Below are 13644 nucleotides of genomic sequence, written 5' to 3' on the forward strand. Positions count from 1 at the left end.
GCCCGCCCGCTCGCCGCTGGCCTGGTCGCCCGGCTTGTGGCAGGTCTGCGTTAGGGGATCGTGGCCGGCACCGTGCCGCAGCCGGGGCTCGGTTCGCCCAGGACCCAGTGCTGGTCCGGGGTGCCCGGGTCGGGGGTCATCGGCCTGTTGGCGGGCTTCGTGCAGAGCTGGTACTTGACCACCGAGAGGACGAGCGTGAGGGGCGTGCCCGGTCCGGGCGCGCCCCTCACGGTGTGTCGGCCGGGCCGGTCAGCGGGCCCAGAAGTGGCCGAGGCGGTCGGGCCGGGTGGCCTTGGCCTTGGTGGTGGCGCGGTTCTTGGCGAGTTCGTTGCCGTTGACGGTCAGGGTGCTGTAGGCGAACATCTCGGTCGCGAACGCGGTGGCGTCGATCATGTGGTCGAAGCCGGTGAGGTCGACGTTGTCGTAGCGGTCACAGGCCTGGTGGTAGCAGGGGTCGTACGGCTGGCCCGCGGTGCCGCCGTACCTCTGGGCCTGCTCGGCCGTCTTGATGCCTTCGGCGCCGGTGAAGATGCCGCCGGCGGGGATGCCGACCAGGATGAAGGCGTTGTAGTCCGACCGGCCGTCGAACGCGGTGGGATCGGTGGGCAGGCCACGGCCGGCGAAGTAGTCGTTGAAGGTCTTCTCGATGGCACCGGAACCGGCCGGGCCGGGCACGTTGTTGTTGCCGCTGCTGTTGTCACCGTCGTAGACGAAGTTGACGTAGTTCGGCGAGCCGAGCATGTCGAAGTCGAGCATGAGGGCGATCTTGGCCTGGTCGGCGGGGGCCAGGTGGTCGACGTAGTACTGGGAGCCGATGAGCCCTTCCTCCTCGGCGCCCCAGAACGCGAACCGGACCTTGTTGTGGATCTTGCTGCCGAGTTTGTTGATCTGCTGGGCCATGGTCAGCAGGGTCGGGGTGCCGCTTCCGTCGTCGTTGATGCCGGGTCCGGCCTCGACGCTGTCGTTGTGGGCTCCGACCACGACCACGTTGTCGGCGCGGCCGCGCTCGGTGTCGGCGATGACGTTGGCCGCCTGCTTGACCTGGTTGCGGGTGTCGGTCTTGATGTGCAGCGTGACGCCACCGTTCTGGGCCTGCTGTGCGAGGCTGACACCGATGGCGTTGGTCGGGCCGACGACCGGGATGGAGTACGGGTTGGTCAGCGTCCCGCCGACGGGTCCTTGGACGTCGGGCCGCTGGTAGATCACCACGGCGCTGGCGCCGGCGGCGACCGCGTTGTCGGCCTTCTCGGAGAAGAAGCAGCCGCCGCGCTGGATCAGCGCGATGTTGCCCGCGGGAAACCCGGTGAAGTCCGAGGCCTCGCAGCCGCTGCCGAGGCCCGCGCTGGCGAGGTCGACGGCGGTGGCGGCGGCGGTCACGTCACCGGCGCCCGAGTACTGCAGGGTGGCGAAGTCGGTGGTCGGGGTGAACGTCTTCGGGGTCGGAGCCGTCTCGGCGAAGACCGGGTCGGACAGTTCCTCCCAGTAGTTGATGTCGAAGGTCTGTACCGTCGGGGTGTAGCCGGCGCGCTTGAGCTGGTCGGCGATGTATTTGATCGTGATCTGGTTGCCCGGCAGACCCGCCAGGCGGTTGCCGCCGTTGGCGTCAGCGATCTTCTGCAGATTCAGCTGATGGTGACGGACATCTTTGAGCGTGACCAGCTTGGGCAGTTTGGGCTGGGGTGCACTGGCTTGGGCGGTGGCCAGCGGGGTCACCGCGACCGCGACTGTGAGCGTTGCCAGGATTGAGAGCGCACGTTTGCGCACCATTCGACCCTCCGGGGGTGGGAAGACTACGAATGGTGCGAAGCATGACCAGTTTAGTGCTGAAGTCATCAATAGATGACAAGGCGTTACGGCCAACCGTGGCCGACTCTGGAGAGACCCTTGCGCGCCAATGCTCAATGAGTGTCTGCAGGGCTTGGGCGGGCTCATCGGCCATCGGGGTGACCGCTCGGCCCGCGGCTGAATCGTGCGGTTCCCGGGTCCGTCATGCGCTCACTTGGCCGCTGCTGACCTGGACCTTTCTGGATAATTCGGGGTGGCGAGACGGTCTGTTCCCGCTGCCCTCGCAGCGCATTTCGTAGTCGGGGAATTACATTAAGCGTTGTGCGGGTGGGTGTAGGTGTTGTTCTGTCCGGCCTCCGAGGTGTTCGGGTGCTGGGCAGAGCGGCCGTGGTCGTGATCGTGGCCGTCCACCTGGCGTTGTGCGCCGCGCATGCGTCCGCCTCGTGCGCCGCCCCGGGAGCCGGCAGCCCCGCCGTGGGGGCGGTGGTCGCCGGTCTCGCGCAACACCACGACCCCACCACCGGAACCTTCCGGCTGCCGCACGGCAGCCGCCTGGAGCTGTCCGGCGGCGACGCCGCGGAGGTCGGGCACGTGTGCGTGAAGACGGCGGTCGAGCCTCGTGACGACGCCGGTGGTGTGCCCGCCTCCGCCGGGCCGCCGGTTCCGCCGTCCTGCGCACCGGTGGCCGCCGCCGGCTGCTGTTGCGGGCCTGCGCGGGTGGCCGCTGAAGCGAGCCCGGCCCGCTGCCTGATCCTGCGTTGCTGACAGAGCCCGCCGTAGCGGGGAGCCCGGCGGCCGGATAAGACCGTCTGCCGCCCGTCCCGTCGCGGCGCCCGGTTCGTGCCCGCCGCCCGGTTCGTGCCGTCGCCCCGGTCCAGGGCCGGCCGCCCTCGCAGAACCACGATGTTCGCCGAAGCCGTCACCGCCGCATGCGCATGCCCGTGCCCGGTCCGGCGCCGGGGGCGCGCGGCTGGGGGTGCCGCATCTGCCGCGGCTTGAGATCGCCCAGATCCCGAGCAGGGCTTCTGCCGGCTCGTGGCCTCCTGCCGGGTGCCTCGAGGCCTGGGGCAGGGCATGCCGGTTCGTCCCAGGTGAGGTCAGGGGTCAGTGCCAGCCGCTGAGGGAGGGGTGATGTTCGAACGACGTGGGCGCCGACAACGACGTGGTGCGCTTGGCGGCGGCGCCGTGGTGGACGGGCCCGTGGGGGTCCTCGCAGTGGTCTTCGGTGGCGTAGACGGTGCGGAGTTCGAGGGGGGCGTGGTCGACCTGCAGGGTGGTGTGGGTGATGCCGTGATCGACGTGGAGCATTCGCTCGGCGGCGGCTCGCACGGTGTGGCAGTCGGCTTCGGGGACGACCAGGATGTGCGCGGACAGGGTGGCGTAGCCGGAGGTGATCTGCCAGATGTGCAGGTCGTGGACCTGCACGACCTGGTCCAGGGCGGCGGTCTTGGCGCCGATGTGGTCGGGGTCGAGTTCCACGGGTGCGGCTTGCAACAGGACGCGGCCGGTGGCGCGGGCCAGGCCCCAGCCGGCTCTGAGCATGAGCACCGCGACGGCCAGGGCGGCGATCGCGTCGGCGCGGCCCCAGCCGGTGAGCCAGATGACCAGACCGGCGATCGTGGTGGCGACGAAGGCGAACAGGTCGTTGAGGATGTGCTGGTAGGCGCCCTCGACGTTGAGGCTGGTGCGGTTGGCCTTGGACAGCAGCCAGGTGGCGGCGAGGTTGACGAGGATGCCGGCCAGGCCGGTGGCGAGGACGTACAAACCCTCGACCTCGGGGGGTTCGATCAGCCGCCGGACTCCCTCGTAGCCGAACCAGGCGCCCAGCAGCAGCAGGGTGATGCCGTTGAACTGCGCGGACAGAATCTCGGCGCGTTTGAGGCCGTAGGTGTATCCGCCCCGGGGAGGGCAGGCGGCGAGCCGCATCGCCATCAGGGCGAGCACGATGGAGGCGGCGTCGGTGAGCATGTGCCCGGCGTCGGAGATGAGCGCGAGCGAGCGGGCGATGAATCCGATGACGACCTCGGCCGCCATGAAGCCCACGATCAGCACCAGCGCCCCGCTGAGATACCGCCGGTCCGCCCCCGCCGAGACCCCGTGCCCATGTCCGTGCCCATGTCCGTGTCCGTGATTGTGATCGGTCATCGGTGCCTTCTGCCCCTTCGGCATCGCGTTGCGCGGCCTGGTCGGCCGGGGCCCGCCACGGGATGTAGTGGCCTCTGTATATATGAGCGCATGATCTGATGTTTAAACGTTCAGTAAACGGCTAACTACCTTGTGTGAACATCGGGCCGGCGGTGAGGCCGGGCTCGTCCCGCCGGCTTCCGGCCGGCCGCGCTCCAGGCTGGCCCCGGCTTGGCGCCTGTGCCGCCCGGGGCGGCGGTCGATGCCGGTGGCGCGGGCCTGACCCGCCTCCTGGCCGGCGGCCGTCCCTGACGGTGGCGGGCCGGCACACCCATCCCCATTCGTACCGGACAACGACAGCAAGGCCGGTGAGCAGACATGAATGACGGACACGGACACGGGCACGGACAGCCTGAGCAGGAGCATCCCGGCGCGGCCGCGATGACGTCGGCGGTGCCGTACGCGGTGCGGCGCTTCGCCCATGGCCACGGTATGGGGTGGTTGAGCCCGGCCGAGGTGCGCGGCCAGGTGTTCACCACCGTCCGCCTCCGCGAGGGATACGAGATGGGGGAGGTCGACACCTTCCTGGACAAGGTCGAAGCGACCCTCGATGCGGTGCTCGCCGACAACCAGGACCTGCGCAGCCAGCTGTCCCTGGCCGAACAGGCCGTCGCACAGGCGGCCGCGCGGGCCGCGAAGGCCCCTGCGCCGAACGGTGACGCCGGCCGCATCGTCGCGTTCGCCCAGCAGGCAGCCGATCAAGCGATCATCGCCGCCCAGCAGGAGGCGGCCGGCATCCTGGCGCGGGCACGCGAGCGCGCCGAAGTCATGGTCCGGCAGTCGCTCGACCAGGGTGCCCGGATGAGGGAGAGCCTGGAGACCCAGGCACGTCAGTTGCAGGGCCTGCTGCGTGAACTGGACGCCGGTGACGAGGCGTCGCCGGCCACCCCGGCGCCGCCCTTCCACGGTACCGACCACCTCAACGGCGACCGCTGAACCCAGCCGGCAACTGCCTCAGCCCGCGCGGGCGGCAGGTGGCAGATGGAGACCGACAGGAAGGGCAGCAATGCTGATCATGCAGATGCTCACGGGACCGATTCTGGATCAGGGGCGAACTCCTGGCTCGGAGGCGTGGTTCGCGGTGGGGCTGGTCACGGTCTCGACCTTGTCGGGAGCGTGGCTGGCCCGCCGCGACTCCGGACGCGCCGTGGTCTGGCTGGCGATCGCCGCCGCCATGATGATGGTGATGGCCCTGACCGACCTGCTGCCCGATGCCTACCAGGACGCGGTCGAAGACGGAGTTCCCCTCTGGGCGCTCGGCCTCTCGGTCGCGACCGGTTTCCTGGTCATCACCTACTTCACCCGCAAGGGCTGTGCCTGTCCCTCCGACACCGTCGCCCGGACCGCACGGCACGCGCCCGGCCGGCACCGCCGTCTCAAACGAGCGGTCGACGCCGCGATGTTCGGCGGGATGGGAACCGCCGCCGCGCTGACCACGCACCGGGCCATCGAGGGTGCCACCCTGGCCCTGACCGGCTCGGTCGTGGTGGTCCTCGCGCTGATGGTGCACTCGGCCAGCGAAGGGCTCGCCCTGGCCGCACTGCTGGACATGGCCGAGCAACGCCTGGCCCCCTGGCTGGTGGTCTCGTGCGTCAGCCCCGCGGTCGGCGTCCTGGCCGCCACCCTCAGTCCGCTGCCCGAACGCCTCATCCCGCTGCTGCTCGGTACGGTGGCCGGAGTGCTGGCGCGTATCGCGGTGGTCGGCATGAAACTCGCCGCCCGGCAGCAAGGAGGACTCCAGCGCCGGCACATGGTCATCGCCGTGAGCGCCGCCATCGTGCTGGGCGCGCTCATCACCACGGCACGCACCACGCAGGGCGAGGCCGCGTGCCCGCACAGCGAGTGCGCCGGCTCTGCCATGAGGGCGTTGGCTGATCGGACGGCGAGGACGCATCCCCTCATGCAGCCGGCGTGACGCCGTCCGGGACGGTCATCCGTCGCTCTCCGGGGTCAGGTCGTGTTCGGGGTGGGCGGCCGCGGGGGCGTGGCCGATGTGGGTGAGCGCGACGTCCAGCAGCATCCGCACGTGGGCGTCCGCGAGCCGGTAGTAGGCCATCCGCCCGGTCCGGCGCACGTGCACCACCCGGTGGGCGCGCAGCAGCCGGAGATGATGGGAGACCGCCGACTCGCTGGAGCGGGCGACCGCGGCGAGATCGCACACGCACATCTCGCCCTCCAGCATCGCGACCAGCACCCGCAGCCTGCCCGGATCGGCGAGCAGGGCGAACACGTCCGCCAGCTCGGCGACGTCACCCTCGGCGGGCATCGCCGCGGCGACCACCGTGACCCGGTCGCGATCCACGATCCGGACGCTGCAGTCCTCCAAGCCCACGACTCTTTGATCATCTGAGCTATTGTTCATATATCAAGACTAGCGGGGGCGGCCTCCATCCGGCCGGCCCTTGGTGATACCTGCCCGACGTGCGCCGCATCCCGGGCCCGCACCGCCGCCGGCGCGACCGCGCGAGCCCGGCCAGGAGGCCCTCATGGGCGGGCTCCGTTCTGCGGGTCGGTATCGGGATGGGCGAGCTCGGCGAAGGGCAGTGGACAGCACGGCCGGCCCGCGCAAGCGATCAGGTCGTCACAGCCCGCCGCGACGGCGGCCTGCAGGGTCGCCTGGATCACCTCCAGGTCGTCGATCCGCCGCCGTACCTCCGCGAGCTTTGCGACGGCCCGCTCCTGCAGTCTCGCCGGCCGCCGGCCGTGGTGGTGGGCCGTGGTCTCCAGCAGATCGGCGACCTCCTCCAAGGTGAACCCCAGCCGCTGCGCGGTCTTGATCACCCGCAGGATCGTGATCGTCCGCGGTGGATACAACCGGTGTCCGCCCAGGGTCCGATCCGGTGCTGCCAGCAGGCCCCGGCGCTCGTAGTACCGCAGGGTCTGCACGTTCACCCCGGCCGCCTCGGCGACCTGCCCGCTGCGCAACCCCCCGCTCATCGCGCACCGCCGACGGTGTTCAGGGCGCGGGCGGTCAATTCGTTCAGGACCTCGGTGTGCTGGTCCGGTACACCGATTTCCAAGGACAACGCGCCGCCTGTCGCCGTGAGGACGAAGGTGAAGAAGGAGCAGCAGCCCGTCTCGGCCGCTGCGAGTTCCGCCGTCCGTCCGGCCGTCTCCGGGGAGGCCCTGAGGTCCATGCGCACCCGGCCCGGCGCGAGGCGCTCCACGCCCGTCACCGCCTCGGCGAACAGCGCGTCGAATTCCGCCACCCGTAGCGGCCGCTCGGCGGTGGGCAACGTGCACGCCGCCGGCTCCCACGCTCCGCCCGGCTCTGGCTCGATTTCCTCCATAGCCCGACGGTAAGCCTGTACCGAGGTACCGGATACAACTCCAATCCGCCCCTCTTTTACGAATCACATGGCTCCGATAACATCACGGTATGGCGATTGATTCTGATTGTGGAATGACTTCGTTGGACGGGCTGGCGCCCGCGGCGGCGTTGTTCCACTCGCTGGCCGATCCGGTTCGGCTGTCGATCGTGCAACGGCTGGCCGGGGGAGAGGCGCGGGTGGTGGACCTGACCCGCGAGCTGGGGCTGGCTCAGTCGACGGTGTCCAAGCATCTGGGGTGCCTGCGCGGCTGCAGGCTGGTGGACTACCGGGCGCAGGGCCGCCAGTCGTTCTACTTCATCGCCGCTCCCGAGCTGCTGGATCTGTTGCGTTCGGCGGAGGGTCTGCTGGAGGCGACCGGCCGCGCCGTCGCGTTGTGCCCCACCTACGGCATCGGCACGACCACGGCCGCTCCGGTTCCGGAGGCGAACGCGTGACGGCGTTGCCGCTGGAGCCGTCCGCGCAGCGGCGCGGCGTGCTGGCGCGGCGCGTGCGGCTGCTGGTGGCGGCCACCATCACCTACAACCTCATCGAAGCCGCCGTGGCCCTCAGCGCGGGCACGGTCGCCTCGTCCGGAGCGCTGGTGGCGTTCGGGCTGGACTCGATGATCGAGGTCGCTTCGGCGGCCGCGGTCGCCTGGCAGTTCTCCGCCCGCGACCCTGCCGTGGTCGAAGGCCGCGAGAAGACCGCGCTGCGGATCATCGCCTTGTCGTTCTTCGCGCTGGCCGGCTACGTCACCGCGGAGGCCGTACGAGCCTTACTCGGTGCCGGCGAGGCGGAGCATTCGGCGCCCGGGCTGGTGCTGGCCGGGCTCAGCCTGGCGATCATGCCTGGGCTGTCGTACGCCCAGCGCCGCGCCGGCCGTGAGCTCGGGTCGGCCAGCGCGGTCGCCGACTCCAGGCAGACGCTGCTGTGCACCTACCTGTCGGCGGTGCTGCTGGTGGGCTTGGCGGTCAACAGCCTGCTGGGATGGGCGTGGGCCGATCCGATCGCCGCGCTGGTCATCGCCGCCGTGGCCGTCAAAGAGGGCCGTGAGGCCTGGCGCGGGGACGCCTGCTGCGCCCTGCCTGCCGCACCCACCCGCGACGTGGCCGGTAGGGCCGCCGGGACGCCCGCCTGCACGGCGTGCGCGCCCGGCTGTGACTGCTGTTCCTGACCCCCGCGGCACTCTTCTCACGCCCAGGGGCGTCGTGGTGGGCCGGACTCGCCCTCACCACCTGGCGGCTGCCCGACGACCGGGGAATGACCGCCTCGCCGGATCCGATGTGCACTACCCGGCGGCCTCGCCTTCGTCGGTGGCGGGGACCGGCATGTCTCTGGGGTCCATGCAGTTACGCGGGCCCAAGGTGTCCGTGGCGAGTTGCCGGGTCCAGACGGGCAGCAGGGAGACGCCGGTCGGGCCGTTCCGGCCGCGTTGCCACCAGGTGCGCCAGTGCTCGCCGTCCTTGATCCCGTTGAAGTCCTCCGCGGCCCTGGGCGCCTCCCTGAGGCCCGCCATTTTCGCCCAGAAGGTGTCGTCCTCATCGCGTGCGACGGCCAGTTCGTAGAGCCTGTCGAGCAGGTTCTCGTCGTCCACCTGCCAGACGTAGTCGCCCTTCCCGGCGGGCCGGCCGCCGCTGAGGACCTCGAAGTGCCAGTGGTCGGCATGCACCTTCATCTCGAGCGTGCCGCCGAGGGCGGCGGGCCGGTCCACCGTCAGTTGCGCGGCGAGATGCGCGGTCGCTTCGGCGACCAGGCCCCGGTCGCCGTACAGGTACTGAGTGATTCCGGTCAGCGTGAGCGCCTGTACGAGAATCCAGCCCGCGAGACGGTCGATTCCCGTGAGGCATTCCGGCCGCTTGGAGTTGCCGGGGACCTCCCTGTCGGAGAGGGGGAAGTTGCGCTCGTCGCGCGCCTTGATGTTGGGTACCTTCCCGTTCGGCACCCAGCCCAGACCGACATCCGCGTCCACGCTGGTCCCCTGCCGGTGGGCGGAATGCGGGGGGTGTGCTCCGCCCCAGCGGTTGTTGGAGGCGTTGATCCAGAACCGCATTCCCGCCTGGTTGACCAGGGCGACCGCGGTGGCCAGCGGCGGCCACACCGAGGGCAGGATCCAGAAGATCTCCCGGTTGGGCTCGCGTGGCAGGTCGCACTCGAAGATCTCGGGGACGACGAACTCGACGTCGCCGTCGTCGGTGGTCACCGGGAATCTCCAGGAGCCGCCCGGAGAGAAGGACTGGGGGATCCGGACCCGGCCGCCACCCTGGTCCGCGGCGAGCTCGGCGAGCCTGAAGTGAGCCTGCTGTGTCCGGTCCGCCAGCCGTACCGCCAACTCGGAGAACGCCGCGACCAGCCTGGCGTCGGCGGGGTTCTTCGGGTCGGCCAGCGGGCCCAGCGCCTCCCAGAGCCGCTCGGCGGGGTATCTCTTCAGCTCCGCCGCGCTGGCCGTGAGCCGGGGCAGCAGGCTCTCCACCGCACAGGTGCCGTGGAAGCGGTCGTAGAGGCAGTTGATCGGGACGAGCGCCAGCGCCAGCATGCCGTACGCCGCCCCGAGCAGCGCCTGGCTGAGCGGCCCGCCGGGCAGCGCGGCCTCCAGCACGGCGAGATAGCCCCCGGCGGTGTCGGCGATCTCGCCGATGAACAGGTTGGCGGATTTCACCTGCCCCCGGGGGAAGACGACGGCCGCCCCGGGGCTCGCGGCGGCCTGGCCGCGTACCCGATCCAGCCGGGCGGCCTCGCCTGCGGTGAGCGGGCCCTGCACCCGCAGTCCCGGCGCGGCGGGTTCCGACTGTACGAATGCCTGTACGGTGGCGCGGCGCCGGAGGTATTTCTGTAACTCCCGTTCGTACGCGCGGCGTTGAGCCGGATTCTGGTTCGCCGGGGGCTGGGGCGGATCGAGCCAGGTCCGAGCGAGGTCGTCGTCGCGGAGAGCCTCGAGCCGCGCCGCCTCCGGGGGCACCCGCGGGCTCCCGGGGCGTGCTCCGGGTACGAACGGCCGCACGTCCAGGAGCCGGTCCAGCCACGACCTGTAGTCCGCGGCGGTCAGCAGCGGGTCCAGCGACCCCGAGACATATTCGCAGGCCTTCGACCGGCTGAGGGAGCCCTGGGTATCGATGGCAGGATCCGGGGCGTTCTCCCCCTTCCTGACCAAGGGTGACAGGGTCACCAGCCGCGACGTCACAGCCGCCGCGTGCTTCAGGTCGGCGCGGGCCAGAGCCTGACGAAGCCTCAACCGGTCCTCGGGGGAGGCCTCCAGCCGGTCGGCCAGCGCGAGCACCATCGCCGGGAACTCCTGCGCGAGCCACCGGTCCCAGGTCTCGACGGCGGGCACGGGCCGGCGTCGCCCGCCGCGGCTCGCGACGTTGGCCGCGTAGGCGCGGCGTTGTGCGTCCGTGGGACAGATATTCGGCTTGTCGGCCTTCGTCCTGCGTTCCCGCGTCCAGTCGGCCCCCGCGAGCCGGAAAAGTTCTTCAAGGCCCTGCGGGAGCGCTTCGGCCCGTGGCCGAGGGATCCTGAAGGCCATCGTCAGCGTCCCGACGGGTCGCCGAAGACGACGACCGTGCGTTCCAGGTCGTCCTTGGCAGCGAGGGAACGGGCCAGCTCCGCTCGCGCCAGCTCGTCCTCCTGGAGAGCCGCCGAGGTGCGCAGATCGGAAGTGAGGGCCGCGGTGCGGTACTCGTCGGTCGCCCCGCAGGTGCTCAACGACGGCTCGACGTGGACCCCGTCGGTGGGCAGCAGCTCGGACCACTCGTCCAGGACGAGGAACTTGCCGCGCTGCCGTTCCCAGTCGTGCTCCCAGTCCGCCGCCCCGGCGGGGGTGGCGAGCGACGGGCCGATCGCGGTGATCGCCGTGTAGTCGGGCAGGGGGTAGGGGAGCTGACCGAGCTGCTGGTCCCGCCAGGCGATGAAGTCGGCGACACAGGGGACGTTCCCCTTCCCCGCTAGCAACTGGACGGCGTCCTTCTCACGGCCGCGCCGGATGGGCAGGTAGACCCGGGCCTTCGAGGCGACGAGCAGATCATCGATGATGAGATCGCTCTGGGTGTCGCCCGGCAGGGTGAGCAGCAGCCTGCGCAGGTCCTCCCGGCGCTGGTATCCGGCCGACGTCAGCCACCAGGGCAGATACTGGATCACCGCCTCGTTCCAGTCGAAGCACTGCCGGATCTGCTCCAGCAGATCGCAGGGCGGATCGGTCTTCTTGGCCCGGACGCCCGCGAGCAGCGTCTGCTCGAACAACTGCCGGAAGACCAGATCCCTGGCCCCGGCGCGCACCTCCTCCAGAATCCGCATGACCCGGTCGGCGGAGAAGGAATCCCTGACCTTCTGCCTGGCCGCCTCGAGCGCGGCCGTCACGTCGTCGGTGAAGGAACTGTCCGGCGCGTATCTCCAGGTGAACCTCACCGACGCCGTTGAGGAGAGGCCCATGACTCCGCCGGGCAGGATGAAGTGGACCCGGTGCCGCTGCTCTCCGGTGGAGCCGACCACGGGGCCGCTCGTGTTGACGAACGCCCAGCTCCCGCCCGCGCTCGCGAACCGGCTCGGGTCCACGTCCACCACGGCGGCGCCCTGCCTGAGCCGGAAGCCGGTGATGTCCAGGCTCCAGCCGGTGAGCAGCGTGCCCGTGGGCAGTTCCGTCGTGAACTCCACCTCAGCGGTGATGCCCCGCGTGGGGTTGTCGAGGTCGAAGTCCTGTATCTGCTGCCCGGCGGCCGGGATCTCCGGGACCGTGCCCGCCGGGGCCACCGGATCCAGCTTGGCGAGCTCCTCCAGGAGCTCCTGCCGCAGGTGAGCGCCCGGGTCGTCGACGCACAGAGAGACACAGAGCTTGGCGTCATGGCGTTCCAGGATCACCCGGTACTTCTGGTAGAGCTTGAAGAACGTCAGGGTGAGGGCCCGGCTCGGGTTGGCGTTGCGGAGCACCCTCCGCGAGCCGAACTCCTCCAGGGCGTCGGTTCCGACCCGGAAGGTGGTCTTGTGCTCCTGCCGGGCCTTGGACGCGGCGCGGCGCGTGGTCTGCCGGGTGTTCTGGGTCTGGGTGCTCGTGGTCTTCGTATGGCTGTCCTGCGCGTTCAGCCCGCCACCGATGTCGACGTTGATCAGGCCGAAGAGGTCGACGCCCACCGACGCGCTGAGATTCCCGCCCGAGGAACTGGTGGTCGAGTCGGCGTCCTGCTGGGTCAGGCCGGTGGACCAGGTGCTGTTGAACTCCAGCTCCTGCTCCATCGTCTGGTCGACGATCTCCTCGAAGGCGGCACTGCGCTTGGTCTCGCTGCGCTGGGTCAGCGTCACCTCCTCGCCTGGCGCGAGCGAGAGCGCGTAGACCTGGTCGCCCGCGGCGAGACCGCTCGGCCGCAGCCGCAGCCGGTCGTAGAACAGGATGCCCAGCCAGCCGATGTCCAGATAGCGCTCGACGCCCTTGGTGATCGCGGACGGTGCGCCGGTCGACGTCGTCACCAGGCCCTGGCTGCCCGCGAACACCCGGGCCACGTCATCGGGCGTGACCGCGGCCGAGGCGGTCGCCACCTGCCAGCCGGCGATCTCGGGGCCGGGAAGCCGCTCGATCCCTGCTCGGTCGGCCGCCGCCTTCGGTCCTGCGGGCAGGTACACCTCGGAGTAGGTCTCGGCCACGATCTGCCGCGCGGCCTCCAGATCCACCGGATCGCCCGGATGCAGACCCTTCTCGAACTCGGCGCCGCGCTCGGCGAGCCGCTCGGCGAACTTCTGCCCCAGCGCCTCGGGCTCATCCGGCAGGTCGCCCAGCGCGGACGCGAGCAGTATCGCGGTCGCCTTGCTCTTGACCGTCGGCGCCCACCACGAGCACAGCAGCGGGGTGAAGGCCCGGCTGGCGACGAAGCGGTCCGGGTGGCTCGCCACGAAACGGTCGCGCTGTTGCTCGAGACCCGCGAGACACCCCGCCGGTGACTTCGGCGGCGCGCACGGGCCGGACCCGAGCGTCACCGACGTGCAGTCCGCCGCGTCGCAGTCGTCGTCGACAGCCCGCGCCGTCACGCTGATCCGGCAGCCGTAGGGGAACCGGGACTCCTCCAGCGTGAAGACGTGTTTCCACGTCCCGTCCTTGACCTGCGCCGGCTCGGCCGCCACTGGGGGATCGGTCAGTTCGACGGCGACCTGCGAGATGCCTGCCGCCTTCCCCTGAACCGTCACCCGGACGACGGCGGCCCCGGCCGAGTCCCCCTCGAACCGGTACAGAACCTTCGTGATCTTCACGCTGCATGGATCATTCGTCATCGTCGCCGCTCACACCCCGTGATCGGTCGCCCGGCTCGTCGCCGGTCAATGACTCAGTCATCCGTGCGTGCCGCCGAACTGTCAATGTTCGGGAAGGGCCGCGCTCCCCTGAAAATCC

At 70.5% G+C, this 13644-nt stretch carries 13 protein-coding genes; 5 read left to right on the forward strand and 8 right to left on the reverse strand.

All coding sequences use genetic code 11. The features are described 5' to 3' along the window. Positions 1-50 precede the first annotated feature (50 nt). On the reverse strand, positions 51-230 hold the full coding sequence (locus tag ACRYCC_RS10630) for a hypothetical protein (RefSeq protein ID WP_433810774.1): 180 nt from the start codon (positions 228-230) through the stop codon (positions 51-53). Between the two features lie 19 nt (positions 231-249). Beyond that, on the reverse strand, positions 250-1767 hold the full coding sequence (locus ACRYCC_RS10635; protein ID WP_433810776.1) for a M28 family peptidase: 1518 nt from the start codon (positions 1765-1767) through the stop codon (positions 250-252). Between the two features lie 387 nt (positions 1768-2154). Here ACRYCC_RS10635 and ACRYCC_RS10640 point away from each other — a divergent pair, with 387 nt between their 5' ends. After that, the gene (locus tag ACRYCC_RS10640; RefSeq protein WP_433810778.1) at positions 2155-2550 is read left to right on the forward strand and encodes a hypothetical protein; all 396 of its coding nucleotides are present in this window, start codon (positions 2155-2157) and stop codon (positions 2548-2550) included. Positions 2551-2889: 339 nt separating this feature from the next. Here the strand turns inward: ACRYCC_RS10640 and ACRYCC_RS10645 are convergent, their stop codons facing one another. Beyond that, entirely contained in the window at positions 2890-3930 is a 1041-nt protein-coding gene (locus ACRYCC_RS10645) for a cation diffusion facilitator family transporter (protein ID WP_433810780.1), read from the reverse strand. A gap of 357 nt (positions 3931-4287) precedes the next feature. On the opposite strand from ACRYCC_RS10645, the gene ACRYCC_RS10650 reads away from it, so the two are divergent. Next, positions 4288-4905, forward strand: coding sequence for a DivIVA domain-containing protein (locus ACRYCC_RS10650; protein ID WP_433810782.1), 618 nt, complete (start codon positions 4288-4290; stop codon positions 4903-4905). 70 nt (positions 4906-4975) lie between these two features. Continuing rightward, positions 4976-5884, forward strand: a complete 909-nt coding sequence (locus ACRYCC_RS10655; protein WP_433810783.1) for a hypothetical protein — start codon at positions 4976-4978, stop codon at positions 5882-5884. A gap of 15 nt (positions 5885-5899) precedes the next feature. Here ACRYCC_RS10655 and ACRYCC_RS10660 read toward each other — a convergent pair whose 3' ends face one another. The 3 genes from ACRYCC_RS10660 to ACRYCC_RS10670 form a co-directional block, all read right to left on the reverse strand. Next, entirely contained in the window at positions 5900-6331 is a 432-nt protein-coding gene (locus ACRYCC_RS10660; protein ID WP_433810785.1) for an ArsR/SmtB family transcription factor, read from the reverse strand. Between the two features lie 122 nt (positions 6332-6453). Then, positions 6454-6906, reverse strand: coding sequence for a MerR family transcriptional regulator (locus ACRYCC_RS10665; RefSeq protein ID WP_433810787.1), 453 nt, complete (start codon positions 6904-6906; stop codon positions 6454-6456). Then, positions 6903-7259, reverse strand: coding sequence for a hypothetical protein (locus tag ACRYCC_RS10670; protein WP_433810789.1), 357 nt, complete (start codon positions 7257-7259; stop codon positions 6903-6905). Before ACRYCC_RS10670 ends, ACRYCC_RS10665 begins: the two co-directional genes overlap by 4 nt. Before the next feature lie 113 nt (positions 7260-7372). Here ACRYCC_RS10670 and ACRYCC_RS10675 point away from each other — a divergent pair, with 113 nt between their 5' ends. Together ACRYCC_RS10675 and ACRYCC_RS10680 are read left to right on the forward strand one after the other, a co-directional pair. Further along, on the forward strand, positions 7373-7735 hold the full coding sequence (locus tag ACRYCC_RS10675) for an ArsR/SmtB family transcription factor (protein ID WP_433810791.1): 363 nt from the start codon (positions 7373-7375) through the stop codon (positions 7733-7735). Beyond that, positions 7732-8454 carry a cation efflux transmembrane domain-containing protein gene (locus ACRYCC_RS10680; RefSeq protein WP_433810793.1) on the forward strand — a complete coding sequence of 241 codons (723 nt, stop codon included), beginning with the start codon at positions 7732-7734 and terminating at the stop codon, positions 8452-8454. Before ACRYCC_RS10675 ends, ACRYCC_RS10680 begins: the two co-directional genes overlap by 4 nt. Before the next feature lie 114 nt (positions 8455-8568). Here ACRYCC_RS10680 and ACRYCC_RS10685 read toward each other — a convergent pair whose 3' ends face one another. Then, on the reverse strand, positions 8569-10800 hold the full coding sequence (locus tag ACRYCC_RS10685) for a hypothetical protein (protein WP_433810795.1): 2232 nt from the start codon (positions 10798-10800) through the stop codon (positions 8569-8571). A 2-nt stretch (positions 10801-10802) separates the two neighbouring features. After that, entirely contained in the window at positions 10803-13505 is a 2703-nt protein-coding gene (locus ACRYCC_RS10690) for a hypothetical protein (protein ID WP_433810797.1), read from the reverse strand. Positions 13506-13644: the final 139 nt, after the last annotated feature.

The sequence above is a fragment of the Actinomadura scrupuli genome, assembly GCF_050971785.1.
GTDB lineage: Bacteria > Actinomycetota > Actinomycetes > Streptosporangiales > Streptosporangiaceae > Actinomadura_E > Actinomadura_E scrupuli.

What these genes read in the sequence shown, in the direction of transcription:
- ACRYCC_RS10635 (WP_433810776.1), bottom strand. Translation starts at nt 1,767, where the DNA reads ATGGTGCGCAAACGTGCGCTCTCAATCCTGGCAACGCTCACAGTCGCG.
- ACRYCC_RS10645 (WP_433810780.1), bottom strand. Translation starts at nt 3,930, where the DNA reads ATGACCGATCACAATCACGGACACGGACATGGGCACGGACATGGGCAC.
- ACRYCC_RS10650 (WP_433810782.1), top strand. Translation starts at nt 4,288, where the DNA reads ATGAATGACGGACACGGACACGGGCACGGACAGCCTGAGCAGGAGCAT.
- ACRYCC_RS10655 (WP_433810783.1), top strand. Translation starts at nt 4,976, where the DNA reads ATGCTGATCATGCAGATGCTCACGGGACCGATTCTGGATCAGGGGCGA.
- ACRYCC_RS10660 (WP_433810785.1), bottom strand. Translation starts at nt 6,331, where the DNA reads ATGAACAATAGCTCAGATGATCAAAGAGTCGTGGGCTTGGAGGACTGC.
- ACRYCC_RS10665 (WP_433810787.1), bottom strand. Translation starts at nt 6,906, where the DNA reads ATGAGCGGGGGGTTGCGCAGCGGGCAGGTCGCCGAGGCGGCCGGGGTG.
- ACRYCC_RS10670 (WP_433810789.1), bottom strand. Translation starts at nt 7,259, where the DNA reads ATGGAGGAAATCGAGCCAGAGCCGGGCGGAGCGTGGGAGCCGGCGGCG.
- ACRYCC_RS10675 (WP_433810791.1), top strand. Translation starts at nt 7,373, where the DNA reads ATGACTTCGTTGGACGGGCTGGCGCCCGCGGCGGCGTTGTTCCACTCG.
- ACRYCC_RS10685 (WP_433810795.1), bottom strand. Translation starts at nt 10,800, where the DNA reads ATGGCCTTCAGGATCCCTCGGCCACGGGCCGAAGCGCTCCCGCAGGGC.